Genomic DNA, 20,855 nt, shown 5'->3' on the forward strand with positions numbered 1-20,855 from the left:
ATTCAATTAAGATGAAAAAACAATTATCGGGACTTCTATTCTTCGCAGCATTTTCCGTGCTGGTCTCGTCCTGTGATCAAAGTGACCCCGAACCAAAAGGCGATTATACAGCTGGCGTTTTCGTGTTGAACGAAGGCAATTTTTTCCAGAATAATGGCGCAGTATCATTCTTTACACGGGAGCAAACCACAGCTGATCCTGACATATTTTCAAAAGTAAACGGCTCGGCATTAACCGGCGGCGTGCAGGGTTATGCGGCAATCGGCGAGCAAGGCGTGATCCTTGTCGACAATGCAAATGCGGGAATGGACAAAGTTGAATTTGTCAACAGCAATACCTTTCAACGTCAGGGAACAATTGGCGCGCCGGATATCGAAAACCCGCGCGAAGTAGTGGTAGCAGGCAATAAAGCGTATGTTTCCTGCTGGGGAAGCAATGCGGATTACACCTATGCAACCGGTTATATCGCAATTATTGACCTGAATACAAAAAAGGTAACCAACAAAATAAACATCGCCAGCGGCCCTGAAAACATGGTATTTGCAGGCGGAAAACTGTTTGTTGGAACAGTGTCTGATGGTGGCGGAAAAACACTCACCGTTATTGACGCAGCGACCGAAACCATCGCGAAGCCAATCGTGCTCGACGGTTCAGTTACGCCGATCGGTCTGGATGCAAACGGGAAATTGTGGGTAGGTGCGGGATTGAAAGCAGTACGCATTGATCCGGCCAGTTATGCAGTTGAAAATACGCTTACGATTAGTGCTGACAGCAGGAAATTTGCAGGTCATTTTGCATTTACGTCGGATTTGAAATCTGTGGTTTATACCCTATCCTATTACGATGCCAACTTTGTGGCGCACGGAGAAACTTACAAGTTTGGGATTGCAGATACGCAGATCAGTCTGGCGACCCCGTTGATCAAACGCGTATTTACAGGATTGGCGGTTGATCCTTCGCAAGGATTGATCTACGCCGGAGTTACCCCATCTTATGCGCAGGCAGGATACGCAGTACGTTACCGCGCCGACGGTACGCTTGTGGATTCTATCAAAGTAAATGTAGCTCCTACCGGTTTCTTCTTTAAGTAAAAGTTGAGAACAGGAATTAAGTTTCTTAGACGTGAAAAAGCCTTCTCCAATGCGGGGAAGGCTTTTTCATTGTATTTATTCCTAAATAAAAACCTACTTAAAGAAACCCTGCGGATCCGGTAACTTGGCTTTCAATAGCTCCACAAATTCAAAATTCATTTGGGATAAGTCTAAAACGCGCCCTTTGTGCAAATACTCCCAGGCTTTGTCCAGCTCATTCAGATTATAGTGGAGTAGCGACAGGTTATATTGACCCAAAGCATAAGTTGAATCGATCGTCATCGCGTGTTTCAGCAATTCTCCGGCTTCGTCCAGTTCTTCCTTTCGACTTGTGATCGCGTATAATTTCAGATCGACGGTCGATAAGTCAACGAGCAGCGGCACATTGTCGCCCTGCAAACTGATTCCTTTGCTAAGCATTCGCTTTGCATCTACCCAGTTTTCCCTTTGATAGGACACTACGCCCAAACCCCAATAGGCTTCGACATTTTTGTCATTCAAAAGGTGCGCAAGGTTAAAACGGTAGCAGGCAGTGTCCAGCGAACCTTCCTGGAGATATTCCCAGGCACGGGCAGTGAAAAAGCTGCTGGCCTCGGGGCGGCTGGAAAAAGACTTGTCGCATTCACTCAGGAATTTAATCTCTTCGTCGATTTGCTCAGAGGTTTTACTAACTTCTCCGAACAATGGAAGTACGCGTCTTTCCTTTAATTCTAATGGTTTTTTTTGAGCTGCATTCGTATCCGAGCTGTGCGCGGCGCTCGCAAGTTGCGTGTTTTGAGCCAGGCCGAATACAGGTATTAACACCGCAAGCCAAACAAAAACAGATTCTTTCATATGTAACTTAAATAGAGAAACAGGTTTTCTATTGTCCAAGTTAAACGGATTTATTTAGAATGTATTGCATTATTTCCGTTTACTTCGCCCGCCAGAACCTTTGCGTTTTGACACTCCACGGCCAGTCGCTTTCGGACTGTTATGGAAAGTTTTCTTCTTCTCGTGGAATGCGCCAAGAAACGTTGGATCCTCTTTCCGCTTTTGATTATCGATCTCCCGCAGCATATCCTGCCGCTCAGGAGCCGGTGTTGACGCTATTTCAAGTTCCTCCGGCAGCTCTTCCCTCGGGATCTCCATCCGTATGATTTTCTCGATTTTACGAATATGATATTCATCCGCCATCGTCATAAAAGTGATCGCCTCGCCGATCTTGTTGGCCCGGCCTGTCCGGCCGATCCGGTGCACGTAATCCTCGTAGATAAGCGGCACATCGAAATTGATCACGTGGCTCACTTCTGTAATATCAATCCCCCGTGCAACCACGTCTGTCGCTACCAAAACACGCACTGAGCCGGCCCGAAATGCTTCCATCGCATTGATCCGCGTGTTCTGACCTTTATTTGCATGTATTACCTTCAATTCACTTTCGCGGACTACCCTATTGAGCAGATTATCATGAACCAGCCCGGCTACTTCTCTGCTTCTTGTGAATATCAAAACCCGGTTAAAATCCTCGCGGGTTTGCAGGAAATAGGTTAGCAGATTGATTTTTGTACGGAAATTAGGGACTTCATATAAAGTCTGAGAGACCATTTCGGCGGTGGTAGCCTGCGGAGTAACTTCAATTCGCGTAGGAAATTCGAGAAACTCGTGCGACAGCCGCTCTACCTTTTCCGAGAATGTGGCCGAAAAAAGCATATTCTGTCTCTTAGTCGGTATGATTTCAAGGAGCTTCCGGATCTGCGGCATAAAACCCATATCCATCATTTTGTCCGCCTCGTCGAGCACCATAACATTCAAATGCTTCACCACGATCTCTTCCTGAAAATACAGGTCCATAAACCTGCCCGGCGTGGCCACAATAATATCAACGCCCTTGCGCAAATTCTCGATTTGCGTTTTCGGTCCCACTCCGCCATACAATACGACTGTGCGGATATCTGTATACTTGGCCAATTGCGTGATAGCCTCAGAAATCTGCATCGCAAGTTCCCGGGTAGGTGCCATAATCAGGGCACGCGGATGTTCGCCCTGTGCATATTTAATGCGCATTAATAGTGGCAAGGAGTAAGCTGCCGTTTTTCCTGTTCCGGTTTGGGCAATGCCTAATATATCCTGTCCAGCCAAAGCAAGCGGGATCGCCTGCTCCTGAATAGGGGTCGGTTCTGTATAACCTGCTTCTTCAATTGCATTCAGTAATTGACGGTTGAGCTTGAATTGCTCGAAAGTGTTTTGCGTAGTCTGCATCGCGCAAAGTTACGAAAACTAATACAGTAGCGGGCTTTCAGGCTTTTACTACTGCATCAACCATTTCTATGGAACCGATATAAACGGGGGATCTCTGGTGAAATGAAGTGGGTATAATATCGAGAATGCAGCCAAATCCGTCGCTCGCTTTCCCGCCCGATTGTTCTATAATAAATGCGAGGGGATAGCATTCGTAGAGCAGCCGCAGCTTTCCTTTCGGATCTTTTTTGGTGGAGGGATAAAGGTAAATGCCTCCTTTGAGCAGGTTTCTGTGAAAATCTCCCACGAGCGAGCCGATGTAACGCGCACTGAAGTTTTTCACTTTGCACTGACCAATATAGTTCTGGACAAATGCAGGGTAACTATGAAAATGTCCTTCATTAACCGAATAAATACTGCCTTTCGCCGGTGAGCAAATGTTTTTGTGTGATAAAATAAATTCACCTAGCGAGTGATCAAACGTAAATCCATTCACTCCGTCTCCGGTGGAGTAAACGAGCATCGTTGAAGATCCGTACAAAATATAACCTGCGGCAACCTGTTTGCGGCCGCCCTGCAAAAAATCGTCGATCGAAGCCGGTCCGTTAATCGGGGTTACCCTTCTGTAAATCGAGAATATGGTACCGATCGACACATTGACGTCGATATTGGAAGAGCCGTCGAGCGGGTCCATCGCTACCACATATTTCCCGTGGTTATTTCCTGTATGAATAATATCCTCATCTTCCTCCGAGAGGATCGCACAAACCTCCCCTCCATTTTTCAAAGCTCTTATAAAGCGGATATTCGCAACAATATCGAGCTTCTGCTGATTTTCGCCTTGTACATTTTCAGTACCATTCCCGCCCGCAATATCCACCAGACCCGCCCTGTTAATTTCCCGGTTAATGATCTTTCCAGCTAATGCAATATCCCGCAAAAGCTGGGAAAGTTCGCCGGTCGCGTAAGGAAATGCACTTTGACTGTGCATAATGAATCGATCGAGCGTTACACCAACCGGCAATGCAAGTTCCTGGGCAGTTTTGGTATCCATAGTCGCTGGGAGATATTTGAATAATGAAATCTACGTCTTCATTTTCTACAATTCAATGTCTCTTAACTAATAAAATATTTTAATAATTGAATATAATTTTCTCTCAATTAAATAATCGTTTTATCCTAAGGGTGAACGATTTAGATGGTCGTCGCCTTGCACTTTCTTTACAACTGGTATCTTAAAACCAGCAATATATTCTAACAAAAAGGCACAGCGCTTTCGCACTGTGCCTGAACTCCATTCTTATTTCAAAGGACTAACCCAATCTGGCGAGCGCTTCTTTTAAAGTCTCGATTTTCGCTTCTGCGTCTGCTTGCTTCTGCCGCTCTTTTTCAACCACATCCCCCTTTGCATTCTGCACGAAACGTTCGTTTGACAGCTTTTTCAAAACCGAATCCAGAAATCCCTGCGTGTAACCCAGTTCTCTTTCCAGATTTTCCTTTTCAGATTCTACATCCACTTCATCCGCCAGGTTTACAAAAAACTCGTCGGACTTCACCCGGAACGAAGTTCCTTCACCTTCCTCGGTTACGTAGCTGATACCTTCTACATTGGCCAGCTTTACGATCAGACTTTTAAGTGTCTGATAACGTTCCTTCGAATCCGTACGGATCGCCAGCGGAAGTGCCACTTTGGGACTGATCCCTTTTGTATTCCTGATATTACGAACCGACGAAACCAGCTCAAAGAGAATCTCAAAATCATTCAGCAGCGACTGATCAATATCCAGCGCTTTCGGGAAATTGGCAATGCAAACGGAATCGTTCGCTGGCCGCTCGATGATATTCTGCCAGATTTCTTCCGAGATAAATGGCATGAATGGATGTAACAACCGCATTAACCGGTCGAAGAAATCGAGGGTAGAATCGTAGGTATCGACGTCGATCGGCTGCTCGAAACCGGGCTTGATCATTTCGAGGTACTGCGCGCAAAAATCGTCCCAGATCAGTTTGTAAACCGCATTCAATGCATCTGAAATCCGGAATTTGGAAAAATGGTCCTGTACTTCTTCCAGCGTCTGGTTCAGCTTGCTTTCAAACCACCTTACCGCAATCTGCGATCCCTCGGGAGCACCCAGCCCGCTATCGATCGTCCAGCCTTTTACCAGCCTGAATGCATTCCAGATTTTATTTCCAAAATTCCTTCCCTGCTCCACCAACTTATCGTCGTAAGGCAGATCGTTCCCTGCCTGCGAGCTGAAAAGCATCCCTGTGCGGATACTATCGGCACCATATTGATTGATCAGGTCGATTGGATCGGGCGAGTTACCGAGTGACTTGGACATTTTCCGGCCTTGCTTATCCCGCACAATACCAGTGAGATACACATTTTTGAACGGATACTGACCTTTATATTCATAACCCGCAATGATCATTCTCGCCACCCAGAAAAACAGGATTTCGGGCGCAGTAACCAGATCATTTGTAGGGTAATAATAATTTACATCTTCATTATCAGGCTCTTTAATCCCATTAAATACCGAGATCGGCCACAGCCACGATGAGAACCACGTATCAAGCACGTCGGGATCCTGGGTAAGATCTTCTTCCGTCAATGCAAAAAGCTGGTATTCGTGCTGCGCTTTGCGCAATGCTTCCCGTTTCGATTTAGCGATAATTACCGTCCCGTCATTGAGGTAGTAGGCAGGAATGCGGTGGCCCCACCAAAGCTGGCGGCTGATATTCCAGTCGCGCACATTCTCCATCCAGTGCCGGTAAGTATTCTTGAATTTGGCAGGAATCAGCTGAACTGTATCGTTCATTACATTATCCAATGCAGGTTTGCTGATCTTCTCCATTTTCAGAAACCATTGCTCCGAAAGTCTAGGTTCGATCACCGCATTCGTCCGCTCCGAGTGGCCGACATTAGACTTATATTCTTCTGTTTTAACTAAATCTCCCGATTCTTCGAGCAGCTTAATGATCTTTTTGCGCGCTACAAAACGGTCTTCACCTACTAATATCTGTGCTTTTTCGTTCAGCGTTCCGTTTTCATTCAGCACGTCGATGATCGGCAGATTATGTCTTTTACCCAATTCATAATCATTAGTATCATGCGCAGGCGTCACTTTCAAGCAGCCGGTACCGAACTCCATTTCCACATATTCGTCCGCGATAATCGGAATAGCGCGATTGATCAGCGGGATCAGCACTTTCTTTCCTATCAAATGCTGGTAGCGCTCGTCATTGGGGTTCACGCAAATCGCCACATCCGCCATAATCGTCTCCGGCCGCGTAGTAGCAATCACAACCCCTTCCTCCATACTTCCTTCGCCATTCTCGCCTACCAAAGGATATTTAAGATAAACCAATCGCTGATTCACCTCTTTCATAATCACTTCTTCGTCGGAAACGGTCGTCTGCGCCTGCGGGTCCCAGTTCACCATCCGGTGGCCGCGGTATATTTCACCTTTATTATATAGGTCAATAAAAACGTCGATCACCGAATCGTACAAGTCGGGCTCCATTGTGAAACGGGTACGGTCCCAGTCGCAGGAAGCGCCGAGTTTACGCAATTGTTTCAGGATAATGCCGCCGTATTTGTGCGTCCATTCCCAGCAATATTCGAGAAATTCGTCCCGGGTCAGGTCTTTTTTGTTAATGCCTTTTTCTTTCAGCATTGCCACCACTTTGGCTTCGGTTGCGATAGAGGCGTGGTCGGTGCCAGGCACCCAGCACGCTTCCTTCCCTTCCATTCTCGCCTTACGTACCAGAATATCCTGGATCGTATTATTGAGCATGTGCCCCATGTGCAGCACGCCGGTCACATTGGGCGGGGGGATTACAATCGTATAAGGCTCCTTGTCAGGATTCGGCTTGGAGTTGAAAAACTTGTTATCGATCCAATAGGAATACCATTTGTCCTCAATTTCCTGGGGAGCGTATGTTTTGGAAATCATCGTGTAGTCAGAAATGTACCTTAACCGGCAGTTGCTTCAATGTAAAAGCGGCAAGTTAGGATTTGCAGCGGATATTTCTAAGCGATCGCCGCTTTGCTTAGCGGGAGCCAAACCGTGAAAATACTGCCTTCGCCGGGTTTACTTTGCACATTTACAGTACCCTCGTGCGCCTCTACCATTTTCTTAACATAACTTAATCCCAACCCGAAACCTTTCACATCATGTACATTTCCGGTAGGTACCCGGTAGAATGTATCAAAGATCCGGTGCTGCTGGTCGCGCGTCATACCGATCCCTTTATCGGAGATAGAGATTGCAATACCATTGTTTTCGTTCCAGGTTTTTATTGCAAGATGCAGTTTCTCAGGCGAGTACTTAATTGCATTGTCGACCAGATTGTTGAGTATGTTGGAGATATGCACTTCGTCTGCCGACACGATTTCATCGACTGCCTCGAAGTCGAGATCCACTTCCCCGTCTTTCTGCTCGATCTGTACACTTTGTCCGTTCAGTACCTTGCCGATCAGATCGTGAATATTCGCTTCACTAATTTTCAGTTTCACGTGCCCTTTGTCCAGTAGCGCCATTTGCAATACTTTCTCAACGTGGGTACCCAGCCGGCGGTTTTCTTCTTTAATAATACCCAAATACCTGTCGAGCCGCGGACTTCCACCCTGAGGCAAACTCGCTGAATTCTCATGCGCCATTTCCGCAGCCAATGCAATAGTAGAAATCGGCGTTTTGAACTCGTGAGTCATATTATTGATAAAATCATTCTTAATATCCGACAACTTTTTCTGGCGCAAAATCGTAGTGACCGCCATATAAAAACACGCCATCACCACTAATATCAATACGCCTGAACCGCCGAACATCACTCCCATATTGCTCAGGATATATCGCTGCTGGTCAGGGAAATACACGTAGAGCGCGCTTTGGGTATTGAAGGTTTCGTTCGGGAAAAGTGCCGCTTTGTAGGATATCTGCTCCCAGTCGCCCGGGCGCATACTGGCTGTCGAAAATATCAGACTATCATTCGACTGACCGCGCACCGCAAACTCATAGGATAAGCTGATCCCGTTTTGTACTAATTGTTTTTTAAGCAAAGTATCCAGCAAAAACCGGTTTACGCGCTGCTCAATAGGTCTTTTTGTATAAATAAAATCCTTCATTACCTCCTTCAAAAGCTCCGCACGGTCGGGCTCGGTGTTGACAGCAATCTTGTTCTTTTGCGCGTTTTTTCCGTTTCGCGGCAATGCTACTTTCCTGTTGGCCGTATTTCCTGATCCGGAATCACGGGCGGGTTTTCTTAACTCGGAATCGTAGATCCCACGAAATGCATTGCCAAGCCGTTTTTCATCGTCCATTCGTCTCCGCATAAACTCGTCAATACCGACCATTCCATATTGCTGTGCCTGGAAAAACTCTTCCATAATGCGCTGCTGGTGATCGACCATAATCCTGAAATTCGGACTCAAAACATCCGTGGGTACTGCCTCAGTAATAATCTGATAATGAATTTCTTCTCCATTCGGGCCGATCGCAATTTCCATTTTTGGTTGAACGCGTACAACCTGTTCGGGCTGGGTCTCCGCTTTTTTGGTGGTAGTTTTTTTAATAGGCATATCGCGCAGCTGCGCAATGCGATCCAGCTTGCTTTTTTGCTGCTCTGCTTCTATCCTTCTCTGCAGCAAATGCATCATTTCCTGCTTTTCGAGCCGGTGTACCACTTCCTGTACCGACTCTGATACCTTTTGATTAAACTGATCGTGCCGGATCGAAATAGCCTCCCGGATCCAGTACCACTGAAACCCGATCAGCCCGATTAGCGCAATGCACATTAACCCTACTATGATCTGTATTTTCCGCTTACTCATAAATTTTCATTTCTCCGGTGCAACGCCCTCAGCCTTTTCACCGACATTCTTGCCGAAAACAAATTTAAGATATCCGGCTGTGCTGACTGGCGTTTTAACATTATTTAACAACGGTTAAAAAGGGTTTCTTATATTATTGTAAATCATTCATACACATAACAAAACGGATATATGAAAGCTATTTTCTTGTCAAAAGTCACCTTCTCGCTATTGCTGATTTCGGCAGTGACAGTTGGTACCGCCTACGCCCAATCTGACAAAACGACCAAATCAGAAAAGAAAGAGCGAAAGTCGCAAATCCACATTCGTGTAACGGAAGAGGAGGATGGAAAAACGAAGGATATTGAGAAAAGTTACGAAGTAGGTGCAATGACCAGCGAAGAGCGTGACAAGTTTGTAGAAAAAGTGCTGGACTCGCTGGGCGTTGATAAAAAGAAAAAACAGACGATTTCGATCACGATGGACGATGGTGATAACGACGTGCTTATCGCTAAAAAACGCAGGAAGGCCATCATAGATCACCGCGACGACCGCGAACCCCTCGCATTTCACTGGGATAATGATTTTTCCTACGATTTTAATTTTGATACAGAAAAGCTGCGTAACAATATGCGGAGTTTCGAAAGAGAAATGCGCCCGAAAGCGAAAGTGTTTATGCGGGATATGGAGGATTTTGGAAAGAACCTGGGGGAGGTTTGGGAAAAGGAAGTGACGAAACCTGCGAGTGTCCGATCTTTGAATGTTTATGCTAATAATCCTGACAACGGAATGCTCAATTTAAGGTTCAGCGTTCCCGAGAAAGGAGATGTAACCATCACTATTACAGATACTAAGGGGAAAGAAGTCGGTTCGAAATCGATCAAGGATTTTGAAGGGGAATTCGTGGGGCAGATCGAATTGAAGAAAAATACAAAAGGCACGCTTTTCGTCACAGTAGTACAAAACGAAGATGGCACCGTAAAGCGTATTGTGCTACCGTAACAGGCACATTTCAGGTAGTAATCCCCTTAATTAGAAATATTAAGGGGATTTTTTATTTGTAAATTTTGCTTGACAATTAGGCTGACATCTAGTAAGAATTGTAAATTTGCCTAAAATCACCAAAGACTGCGACATCAATTTCCAGAGCAATATGCTGAATCTTATACTGTTTGGCCCTCCGGGTGCGGGGAAAGGTACCCAAAGTGAAAAAATCATCGCGAAGTACAATTTGATCCATCTTTCCACCGGAGATCTGCTTCGTTCAGAAATTCAAGCCGGGTCAGAATTGGGTTTAAAAGCCAAAACTTTAATGGATCAGGGTATTCTGGTGCCGGATGAAGTGGTGATCGGAATGATCGATAACAAGCTGAAAGAGCATCGCGATGCAGCAGGTTTCATTTTTGATGGTTTTCCAAGAACAGTAAAACAATCGGAGGCGCTGGACAATTTGCTGGCTCGCTATAATGAGAGCATTTCCGTGATGGTCGCATTGGTGGTAGATGATAATGAGCTGCTGGCGAGACTGCTGAACAGGGGCAAAACCTCTGGCCGGCCAGACGATCAGAATGAAGAACTGATTACAAAGCGTATTCAGGAATATAATAACAAAACCCGCCCGGTAGCAGATTACTATCAGGAACAGGGTAAGTTTGTAGCAGTTAACGGAATCGGGGATATCGAATTAATTTTCGGTGAAATTACAAAAGCCATTTCGGCGGCGTAATTTAATTTGCACTATACAACACATGGCTTCATCAAACTTCATTGACTACGTAAAAATAAACGCCCGCTCGGGTAATGGCGGCGCAGGTGCACTTCATTTCAGACGTGAAAAACACGTTGAAAAAGGCGGGCCTGACGGCGGCGACGGCGGCCGCGGTGGTCACGTTATATTAAAAGGCAACGCGCAGCTCTGGACATTGCTCCATCTGAAATATACCAAGCACGTCAAAGCTTTTGACGGAAAAGCCGGCGAAGGCGGCAGAAGGTCCGGCCCGATCGGTAAGGATATTATCCTAGAAGTTCCACTAGGTACTATCGCCCGCAATTCGGAAACAGGAGAAGAGCTTTTTGAAATTACCGAAGATGGTCAAGAAGTAATTCTACTGAAAGGCGGCCGCGGCGGAATGGGAAATGACCATTTTAAATCAGCTACAAACCAAACTCCGCAACATGCGCAGCCCGGCGAGCCCGGTCTGGAAGAATGGGTTATCCTTGAATTGAAAGTACTGGCAGACGTAGGTCTGGTCGGTTTTCCAAATGCAGGAAAATCCACATTGCTTTCGGTAGTATCTGCTGCAAAGCCCGAAATTGCCGATTATCCATTCACTACATTAGTCCCGAACCTCGGCGTTGTCTCCTACCGTGATTACAAATCCTTTGTAATGGCGGATATTCCGGGGATCATTGAAGGCGCTTCCCAGGGCAAAGGTCTGGGCCTTCGCTTCCTGCGCCATATTGAAAGAAATTCCATTCTTCTGTTCATGGTTCCTGCTGACAGTGAGGATATTAAAGCAGAATATGAAACCCTCATTCAGGAACTTAAGATTTATAATCCCTCCCTATTAGACAAGAATCGAATCCTCGCCGTTTCTAAAACTGATGTTCTAACCGATCAGGAAAAAGTTAGTTTGCGAGAAAAGCTTCCGGAAAACATCACCACCCTTTTAATTTCTGCAATAACTCAAGAAGGAATTGAACAATTGAAAGACAAGGTATGGGAGCTCATCAATTCACCGTTTCCCGTAAAATAATAATTTCTTGAAACAAGCAACCAAGTGACGCATATTGTGTGTCCGAGGAGTTACGTTACAGAATCTTCAGTCAATTATGAAACACTATCTACCGTATTTTTTTTTGGTAGTATTAAGCTTTTTATCATTAAGCAGCTTAGGACAAGTCACCGTTGAATACCCTACCGACCGGTCTGTTTTTCAGCGCGATAAAAACAATTCAGCGACCATCTATATTTCAGGGACCTACACCAAAGTAGTCGATCGGATCGAGGCAAAGCTTACGCCGATCAATAGCCAGGGTACTGATAAGGAATGGAAAACGATTGCCACGAATCCAAAAGGCGGTTTTTTCTCAGAAAGACTGGACGATGCAAAAGGAGGCTGGTACACACTGGAAGTGCGTGCGTGGAAAGGCGATCAAATGGTGGGCTCTTATACAGTTCCACACGTAGGTGTCGGCGAAGTCTTCCTCATCGCCGGACAATCCAACTCACAAGGTTACAAAGATATGGGCGCTCGCGGCGCTCAGGATGACAGGGTTAACTGTATCCGCTACAATAATACAGACGCACCACGACTTTACGAAGACCTTCCTTATCCGCATTTCGAGCATCTGGATGCTGATTCTGAAATTGCGCCGAGAGGTTATTCATCCTGGGCGTGGGGAAAATTGGGCGACAATCTTGCTGCCAGACTGAATGTTCCTATTCTGTTTTATAATGTAGGCTGGTACGGAACTGCAGTGAGGACTTGGCGTGAAAGTATAAACGGTACCGGTTATTCGGTTTACACGGGAGTACCTATCGAACCAAGCGGAATGCCTTACAAAAATATGCGCGCGGTCATTCAACGCTATACGCCAATTACAGGGCTGAGAGGGGTTTTGTGGCTGCAAGGCGAGGCGGATAATGATGTAAGTACTTCAACGGACAGCTACGCACAGGATCTTAAAACGGTGATCGAAGCTTCGCGGAATGAATCCGGAAAGAATATATCCTGGGTAGTCTCGCTCACTTCTTATAATAACCGAAAAGGAAGCAATCAGCGGGTAATCGAGGGCCAGAGAAAGGTTATCAATACAGTTAATAATGTCTTTGAAGGACCTTCGACCGATAATATACAAATCCCGAGGATAGACCAAGAGGGCGTCCATTTCAAGGACGACGGCCTTGTGCAGTTGGGTGATGCCTGGACGCAGCAATTGAGTGACGATTTCTTTTCAAGATCAGAGCCTTATCAGGCCGTAAGTCCGATGAAGATAAGCTCATCGTGTGCCGGAGACGGAAGCCTTAATCTGAATGCTGACACTGAAAATGGCAGGCTCAATTCCTTTAGCTGGAATAACGGTCAGAATTCAAGCAGTGTCCGGGTTGGTAACGGAAGTTATCGTGCGTTTGCTCGGGACGACAGGGGATTTTATATATTCTCGCCGGAAATAAAAGTATACGAAAGCATTCAGCCAAACCGACCAACCATTTCTCTGGAAGGCAGTAATCCTGTTTGTCTTGGAAATACTGCTACGTTGATTTCAAGTACTTCGGAAAATATCAGATGGAGCACCGGCTCAACAAGCGACAGATTGCCTGTGACTGTTGGCGGCGAGTACTTTGTGACAACTCAGAATATGTACGGCTGCGAAGCGACTTCTGACAAAATAACAATGAAAGTGGTGACTTCTCCTTTGCCGGATAAGCCAAAGATCACCGCTTCCGGGGGCCTCACATTTTGCGATGGGGGGGAAGTAAAGCTTACTTCCGATTCGAAAGTTAAAAATGTGTGGTCGACCGGGGATGAGAATGCGAGCATAACCGTAAAGAATTCAGGCGACTACACGGTAAGGGCATTGGACAATGCGGGCTGCTATTCACCTGCTTCTGATGTGGTTGCTGTAAAAGTGAACCCGCTTCCTGCCAAACCTGAGATCGCCGTGGGCGGTGCCACTACCTTTTGCGCAGGCGAGAATGTCACGCTGACATCCAATTACGACACCGGGAATATCTGGAGCAATGCTGCAACAACGAAAGCGATCGCGATCACCATATCAGGCAACTTCTCCTTAAAGCAGCGCGACGCCAACGGCTGCGAATCGACTTCGGACGTAGTGAATGTAAAAGTAAATCCATTACCTGCCACACCTACTATTACAGCGGTAAGACCGACCACATTTTGCGACAGGGACTTTACAACGTTGCGCAGCAGCGAAGCTTTCTCCTACGTTTGGAGCAATGGAAATAACAACCGCGAGATTGAAATACGAGAGTCAGGTGACTTTACTATTGCCGCAAGAGATGAAAATGGCTGCGTATCTCCGGTATCTCCGGTTACCAAAGTGGTCAAAAATCCGTTGCCTGCCACGCCGGTTATCACAGCCGACGGACCGACCACTTTTTGTGCGGATTTGAGTGTTAACCTGCGATCGACCGCAGCCGCTGGATTTTTGTGGAGCAATGGAGCAGCCACTCAAACGCTTAAAGTTACGACTGCCGGAAATTATTCGGTTCAAACGATCAACGAGTTCAAGTGCTATTCCGACCCCAGCAACAGGATCGAGACAACGACACTGGCTCTGCCTCCCGCGCCTATTGTTAAGGCACTGAGTGCAACCACATTTTGCGACGGAGATACCATAACACTGCAGGCGATAAACGGTGATTTGTTTTTCTGGAACAATGGAGAAGAGGGCGAAAATATCTCGGTATTCGAATCAGGTACTTTTTCCGCGCGTATTAAAGATGATGCAGGTTGTTTCTCACCCTATTCACCGGAAATAGCAATTGACGTGAAGCCGTCGCCGAGCGTTCCGCAGATCAGGCAGATCGGGCCGTTTACTCTGCTGGCTGAAAATAATCTCAGCGCGGGTGACCATGTTTGGAAGTTGAATGAAAATGTGCTTACAGAAAACAGCGGTATACTGAAAGCGGTGCGTTCTGGCAGTTATGTTGTCAATAATACCATTGTTTACAGCCCTACGCTCACTTGTTTTTCGGATTTCTCGGCACCATTTAGTTTTTTCCTTGATACTACCAATCCCGGCTTTGTCGCATTTCCAAATCCAAATTCAACCGGCAAGCTTACTGTTGAAACTTTGACAAATGTTACCAATGCCGAAGTCCAGGTCGTCGACAGCCGTGGTGTAATTCACAAAACCTTCAAAGTGGCGAAATTTGATCGCCAGCACTTCTTCAACCTATCCGGCCTTTCAAGCGGCATTTATATTGTCCGCATTGTGTCAACCACTTTTACCGCAAGTCAAAAACTGATTATCGTACAGTAAAGACCGATAACGCATTCCACTGATCAAAAAATTTGAATGGTTATATTTTAGCCAAAATAATCATTTACATTTGTGTCCGTTTTGCTATTGATTACGTTAGAAAAGTCCAAAAACTCTTATCGTTCGGATATAAAAAATTTTACCCGTATCAGAATTCCCAATGCGTTATAGAATTATTCTTCAGGTAGTGGCAAAGGCACTGCTGTTGATTTGTGTTATTACAACGGCAGCATTTTCTCAGATTAAGATTACATCTCCCTCTTTTCAGGCAGTTTACCAGCGGGACGTTACCGGCCAGCGCGAAATCACTGTAACCGGAACTTTCAGCGTTCCGATGGAAAAAGTGGAGGCCCGTGCAGTACCCGTTGTGCAGGGACAAGGAATAGACACTCCATGGAAGGAAATTGATACTGAGCCGGTTGGTGGGGTATTTTCAGGAAAGATTACACTTTTCCAGGGCTGGTATACATTGGAAGTAAGAGGCGTTTCTGACGGTAAAATCGTTGGTCGCGACGTACTATCGCGCTTTGGAGTAGGAGAAGTTTTTATTATCGCCGGACAATCCAATGCACAAGGCCTTAAGGAATACCCGGGACCCGGGGCGAATGATGACCGCGTTATATATGTCTCGAATTACGAAAATGATGAATTAGGTCAATATAAAGATCTGCTTACCGACCCCGTTCCACCTGAATTCTCAAAGATTACTACCGGCCTTAAAACAATGTCTCCAAGGGGTCAAACTCCGTGGTGTTGGGGGATTTTGGGCGACTTACTTGTCGAAAAACTTAACATGCCTGTGATGTTCATCAATACAGCCTGGGAAGGAACGGCGGTTGAAAACTGGTCTCGAAGTGCACAGGGACTTCCTACCGAGAGTTACTACGGTTATAAATACGCGCCGCAAATGCCTTATGCCAATCTTCGTATTGCAGCTAAAAATTATGGTAACCAATATGGTGTGAGGGCAATTCTCTGGATGCAGGGTGAGACGGACGGTGCATTTGGAACGACTGCTTCGTTTTATCAGTCGAATATGCAAACGATCATCAACAGGCTGAGCAGCGATACTGACAAACGCATTACCTGGGTAATTGCCAGAACAAGCCGCGCTTCCCTTGACAGACGTATTCCTTCGAAAGTTTATCCGCAGATTATCGCGGCTCAGAACGCTGTTCTTGAAACTCAGTTTAATCCAACTTATCCTGGCCCCGAAACTGACCAGCTTGTTCCGAACCGGCCCGACGGTATTCACTTCGTAGGAACCGAGGCGCTCACAATTCTTGCGAATGCGTGGAATGAAACTTTGGGTCCTGACTTCTTTGCAACCGTTACTCCTGCCGGGCCCGCTGAAATACCTGAAGTAACTGCTTCGTGCGTAACAGAAAACAATGCCGTGCGGATCAGTCTTCCAAGCGGATTTTCTTCCTACGAATGGAATAATGGCGAAAAAGGCAGCTCGATTACGGTATCTGCCCCCGGCACTTACCGGGCGACTGTGAGAGACAATTCTGGAAATTCTATCCTTACCTCGGTTGTGGTACTCGACCACGAGGCAAAACCTTCACGGCCGAGTATTTTGCAACAAGGTGATCAACAGGCTTGTGCCGATTCTTCTTTTCAATTTGCAGTGGCCGAGGGTTCAGACACTTACAGCTGGTACAAGCAGGGATCAAATACGCCGCTGGCAGTTGGACCCACCGCCCAGATCGGTGAGAGCGGTCAGTATTATGTAAAAGGCGAGAGCATTTTTGGTTGTGTTTCTGAAAACTCAGCAACTTCTTCCCTAATAGTTCGCCCGGAAATTTCAAAGCCGCTTATCGCAGCTTCGGGTCCATTCAGCATTACGGCGAGTATTGCCGAAACCGGCCTTGATGAACAGTTTTTATGGAGAACACCCGATACCGAGACAGAAACAGCTGCTGATATTGTTAAAATACTAAAAACAGGGGTTTATTCAACCAGAGCACGGGTTACTTACACAATCGGAGATAATAACCGGCTAGTTTGCTATTCCGACACTTCTTCTCAGGAATTCAAAACCAATGAAGAGAACGATGTGGTAATTTACCCAAATCCAAGTCAGGGCAACTTCGTTTATATCGAGTCCCGGGACAATATCGCAGATGCGGTCATTACCATATTTGACATTTATGGAAGGGTGGTTAAAACTACAAGTCCCCGCCTGCTGGACAGTCGCTTGCAGATTAACCTGGGTTACCTTTCTACGGGCAAATATATTCTGAGGGTAACAGGCCAGGGGCAAAGTCTGACGAAGCAGATCATCATCCGATAATCCTTACAGTATTAATAATTTTACAAATAAGCCCCGCCATAAACGGGGCTTATTTAGTATGATCCTAATTAAACAAAAGAAAAACTCAGGAATTTGATTGATAAAGTTGCAAAGGCTAATTTTGAGATAATAGAAAGATTGTAATGAATCCGTCTATTTGAACAAGGTTTAGCAGAAACAGCATAGCGATATTGTAATGAATAACACTTATCTCCCGTCAGATTACCTTCCCATTTTAGTTCAATTTTTCCTGGCCGCAGCTTTCATAGGCGGAACGATGATTGTAACGCACATGATCGGGCCAAGCCGGAAAAGCAAGCTTAAAGACGATCCGTTTGAATGCGGAATTGAATCCGTAGGAGATGCAAGAACGCCTATCTCGGTGAAGTACTTTCTGGTGGCGATCCTTTTTGTTTTGTTCGATGTAGAGGTAATATTTATGTATCCCTGGGCGGTTAATTTCAAAGAACTTGGAATGTTTGGCTTCCTGGAAATGTTACTGTTTATGGCTTTGCTCCTTTCCGGTTTTTACTACGTGATCCGCAAGGGTGTACTCAACTGGGAGGAATAAGCTTCAAACATTTGATCTAAGAAATTATGAAAGAAGTAACGATTGTGGAGGCTCCGAAAGGACATAGCGGTTCTGGATTTTTTGCAACTTCATTTGACGAAGCTATTGGATTGGCCCGCAGCTACTCGCTGTGGCCTTTGCCGTTTGCGACCTCTTGCTGCGGAATCGAATTCATGGCGACGATGGGTGCGCATTATGATATTTCGCGCTTCGGATCAGAGCGCCCAAGTTTTTCTCCGCGCCAGGCCGATTTGTTGATGGTGATGGGAACAATTGCCAAGAAAATGGCGCCGGTAGTAAAGCAGGTGTATTTACAAATGGCTGAACCACGCTGGGTTATGGCGGTAGGTGCCTGTGCTTCAAGTGGTGGTATTTTTGATACTTACAGTGTATTGCAGGGTATTGACCGGATCATACCGGTGGATGTTTACGTGCCGGGCTGCCCGCCAAGACCGGAACAGATTATCGATGGCCTGATGCAAATACAGCATCTGGCCCAGAATGAAAAACTGCGTCGCCGGAATACCGATGAATACCAGGAATTATTAGCTTCTTATAACATTCAGTAACCCTTATGTTAACTAACCAGGAAGTCGCCGAGGCACTTTTGGAAAAATTTGGTGACCAGGTTTTTGATTTTGAAGAACCTTACGGGCTTCTGACACTTTCTACAACCCGGGAAGAAATCCTTTCGATACTTGGCTTTCTTCGGGACCATAAAACATACCAGGTTATTTTCATGACAGACCTGTGTGGAATACACTATCCTGACAATCAAGGCAAAGAATTTCAGGTAGTTTATCATTTACACAGCTTCATTCACAATTTCCGGCTAAGAATTAAAGTTTCTCTTGCTGAGTCGGATCTGCATATTCCTACTGCGACCGGGCTGTTTGCCTGCGCTAACTGGATGGAGCGTGAAACATACGATTTCTACGGTATTCTGTTTGACGGACACCCAAACCTGGTCAGGATTTTGAACATCGAAGAAATGGACTATTTCCCGATGCGAAAAGAGTATCCGATGGAAGATGCCACGCGTGAAGACAAAACTGATGCCCTTTTTGGCCGTTGACCTTATATTGAGTAAAATATGGCAGATATTGAATTATTACCTCATAACGTCCCTTCTCAAACCGAGCTGCCTGAACTGGTTGAAGAATTAACAACCCTTAACCTCGGCCCTACTCACCCCGCGACCCACGGTATTTTTCAGAATATCCTTAAAATGGATGGAGAAAAGATCGTTTCCGGAGAGCAGACGATTGGATATATACACCGCGCTTTTGAGAAAATTGCTGAAAGAAGGCCATTTTACCAGATTACGACGCTTACTGACCGCATGAACTATTGCTCTTCCCCGATCAATAACCTGGGGTGGCACATGACGGTTGAAAAGTTGCTGGGTGTGGAAGTTCCTAAGAGAGCGCAATACATTCGGGTAATCATGATGGAGCTGGCCCGGATTACGGACCACATCATTTGTAACAGTATCCTCGGCGTAGATACCGGTGCATTTACCGGTTTCTTGTATGTAATGCAGAAGCGCGAGGAAGTTTACGAGATTTATGAAGAAGTGTGCGGTGCACGACTTACTACTAATATGGGCCGCCTGGGTGGTATGGAAAGAGATCTTTCCAATACAGCAATCCGCAAAATCCACGAATTTATTAAATCATTCCCTGCGGTATTACGCGAGCTGGAAAAGCTGCTGAACCGCAATCGGATATTCATGGACCGTACCATTAACGTCGGTCCTATTTCAGCAGAAAGGGCATTATCATACGGTTTCACGGGGCCTAACCTGCGTGCTGCCGGTATAGACTATGATGTGCGTGTAATGAACCCTTACTCTTCTTACCAGGATTTTGAGTTTGATGTACCTATCGGCCAGTCCGGAGATACTTTTGACCGTTATATGGTTCGTAATGAGGAAATGTGGCAGAGCCTGAAGATAGTAGAGCAGGCAATCAATAACTTACCGGAAGGCCCGTATTACGCGGATGCTCCGGAATATTACCTTCCTCCGAAAGACGAAGTATACAGGAATATGGAGGCATTGATCTACCACTTCAAAATTGTGATGGGAGAGATAGATGCACCGGCTGGCGAAGTTTATCACGCGGTGGAAGGCGGAAACGGAGAGTTAGGATTTTACCTGATCAGTGACGGCGGAAGAGCACCTTACCGTTTGCATTTCCGTAGGCCAAGCTTCATCTATTACCAGGCTTATCCTGAAATGTGCAAAGGAAGTACACTTTCCGATGCGATTTTGACAATGAGTAGCCTCAATGTGATAGCCGGAGAACTGGACGCCTGAGTTTTTCTAAAACAGATTACATTTAAGAAATGACCGAAACACCCAATCTCGTAGCCTTTACACCCGAGCGGCTGGAGAAAGTAAAAGAAATCATTGCACGTTATCCGGAAGGCCGCCAGAAATCGGCCCTTTTACCTGTTTTGCACGTAGCACAGGAACAGTGGGGCTGGCTGAACAGCGAGGTTATGGATTATGTCGCCGGCATTTTGAGCATTCAACCTGTTGAAGTATACGAGGTCGCTTCATTTTACACCATGTACCATCTCGACCCGGTTGGAAAGCATGTGATCGAATATTGCAGGACAGGACCTTGCTGCTTAATGGGCGGGGAAGATGTATACGGACATTTGAAACAGAAACTGGGTGTAGAAGCGGGACAAACTACTGCCGACGGACTTTTTACATTGAAAGAAGTGGAATGTCTGGCAGCTTGTGGCTGGGGACCCGTTTTTCAGATCCGCGAGCAGTTTTATATGAACCTTACCAACGATAAGGTTGATCAAATAATTGAAGATCTAAGCAAATAGGCTTTA

16 protein-coding genes are annotated in these 20,855 nt (G+C 45.9%); 11 read left to right on the forward strand and 5 right to left on the reverse strand.

Annotation, left to right across the window (positions count from 1 at the left end; genetic code table 11):
- Nucleotides 1-11: 11 nt before the first annotated feature.
- On the forward strand, nucleotides 12-1,091 hold the full coding sequence (locus KOD92_RS17880) for a DUF5074 domain-containing protein (RefSeq protein ID WP_229254735.1): 1,080 nt from the start codon (nucleotides 12-14) through the stop codon (nucleotides 1,089-1,091).
- A 93-nt stretch (nucleotides 1,092-1,184) separates the two neighbouring features.
- Here the strand turns inward: KOD92_RS17880 and KOD92_RS17885 are convergent, their stop codons facing one another.
- The 5 genes from KOD92_RS17885 to KOD92_RS17905 form a co-directional block, all read right to left on the reverse strand.
- Complete coding sequence (locus KOD92_RS17885; protein WP_215234958.1) at nucleotides 1,185-1,925, reverse strand: tetratricopeptide repeat protein; 741 nt, start codon at nucleotides 1,923-1,925, stop codon at nucleotides 1,185-1,187.
- A 69-nt stretch (nucleotides 1,926-1,994) separates the two neighbouring features.
- Nucleotides 1,995-3,332 (reverse strand): DEAD/DEAH box helicase, encoded by a 1,338-nt coding sequence (locus KOD92_RS17890; RefSeq protein WP_215234959.1) that lies wholly within the window; start codon nucleotides 3,330-3,332, stop codon nucleotides 1,995-1,997.
- Nucleotides 3,333-3,369: 37 nt separating this feature from the next.
- The gene (fbp, locus tag KOD92_RS17895) at nucleotides 3,370-4,365 is read right to left on the reverse strand and encodes a class 1 fructose-bisphosphatase (protein ID WP_215234960.1); all 996 of its coding nucleotides are present in this window, start codon (nucleotides 4,363-4,365) and stop codon (nucleotides 3,370-3,372) included.
- Between the two features lie 259 nt (nucleotides 4,366-4,624).
- On the reverse strand, nucleotides 4,625-7,267 hold the full coding sequence (locus KOD92_RS17900; RefSeq protein ID WP_215234961.1) for a valine--tRNA ligase: 2,643 nt from the start codon (nucleotides 7,265-7,267) through the stop codon (nucleotides 4,625-4,627).
- A 77-nt stretch (nucleotides 7,268-7,344) separates the two neighbouring features.
- The gene (locus KOD92_RS17905; protein ID WP_215234962.1) at nucleotides 7,345-9,144 is read right to left on the reverse strand and encodes a sensor histidine kinase; all 1,800 of its coding nucleotides are present in this window, start codon (nucleotides 9,142-9,144) and stop codon (nucleotides 7,345-7,347) included.
- 171 nt (nucleotides 9,145-9,315) lie between these two features.
- Between KOD92_RS17905 and KOD92_RS17910 the strand changes: the two genes are divergently transcribed.
- From KOD92_RS17910 to KOD92_RS17955, 10 genes are all read left to right on the forward strand, one after another.
- The gene (locus KOD92_RS17910; RefSeq protein ID WP_215234963.1) at nucleotides 9,316-10,125 is read left to right on the forward strand and encodes a T9SS type A sorting domain-containing protein; all 810 of its coding nucleotides are present in this window, start codon (nucleotides 9,316-9,318) and stop codon (nucleotides 10,123-10,125) included.
- A gap of 151 nt (nucleotides 10,126-10,276) precedes the next feature.
- Entirely contained in the window at nucleotides 10,277-10,849 is a 573-nt protein-coding gene (locus KOD92_RS17915) for an adenylate kinase (RefSeq protein WP_215234964.1), read from the forward strand.
- Nucleotides 10,850-10,871: 22 nt separating this feature from the next.
- A complete protein-coding gene (obgE, locus tag KOD92_RS17920; RefSeq protein WP_215234965.1) occupies nucleotides 10,872-11,879 on the forward strand; it encodes a GTPase ObgE in 1,008 nt (335 codons plus the stop codon).
- Between the two features lie 76 nt (nucleotides 11,880-11,955).
- The gene (locus KOD92_RS17925; RefSeq protein ID WP_215234966.1) at nucleotides 11,956-15,135 is read left to right on the forward strand and encodes a T9SS type A sorting domain-containing protein; all 3,180 of its coding nucleotides are present in this window, start codon (nucleotides 11,956-11,958) and stop codon (nucleotides 15,133-15,135) included.
- A gap of 160 nt (nucleotides 15,136-15,295) precedes the next feature.
- Complete coding sequence (locus tag KOD92_RS17930) at nucleotides 15,296-17,431, forward strand: T9SS type A sorting domain-containing protein (RefSeq protein WP_215234967.1); 2,136 nt, start codon at nucleotides 15,296-15,298, stop codon at nucleotides 17,429-17,431.
- Between the two features lie 196 nt (nucleotides 17,432-17,627).
- Entirely contained in the window at nucleotides 17,628-18,002 is a 375-nt protein-coding gene (locus KOD92_RS17935; RefSeq protein ID WP_215234968.1) for an NADH-quinone oxidoreductase subunit A, read from the forward strand.
- Between the two features lie 26 nt (nucleotides 18,003-18,028).
- On the forward strand, nucleotides 18,029-18,571 hold the full coding sequence (locus KOD92_RS17940) for an NADH-quinone oxidoreductase subunit B (RefSeq protein ID WP_215234969.1): 543 nt from the start codon (nucleotides 18,029-18,031) through the stop codon (nucleotides 18,569-18,571).
- A gap of 5 nt (nucleotides 18,572-18,576) precedes the next feature.
- Entirely contained in the window at nucleotides 18,577-19,077 is a 501-nt protein-coding gene (locus tag KOD92_RS17945) for an NADH-quinone oxidoreductase subunit C (RefSeq protein WP_215234970.1), read from the forward strand.
- Nucleotides 19,078-19,095: 18 nt separating this feature from the next.
- Nucleotides 19,096-20,322, forward strand: a complete 1,227-nt coding sequence (gene nuoD / locus KOD92_RS17950) for an NADH dehydrogenase (quinone) subunit D (protein ID WP_215234971.1) — start codon at nucleotides 19,096-19,098, stop codon at nucleotides 20,320-20,322.
- Between the two features lie 29 nt (nucleotides 20,323-20,351).
- On the forward strand, nucleotides 20,352-20,849 hold the full coding sequence (locus KOD92_RS17955) for an NADH-quinone oxidoreductase subunit NuoE family protein (RefSeq protein WP_215234972.1): 498 nt from the start codon (nucleotides 20,352-20,354) through the stop codon (nucleotides 20,847-20,849).
- Nucleotides 20,850-20,855: the final 6 nt, after the last annotated feature.

This window comes from Dyadobacter linearis, assembly GCF_907165045.1.
In the GTDB taxonomy this organism is placed as follows: domain Bacteria; phylum Bacteroidota; class Bacteroidia; order Cytophagales; family Spirosomataceae; genus Dyadobacter; species Dyadobacter linearis.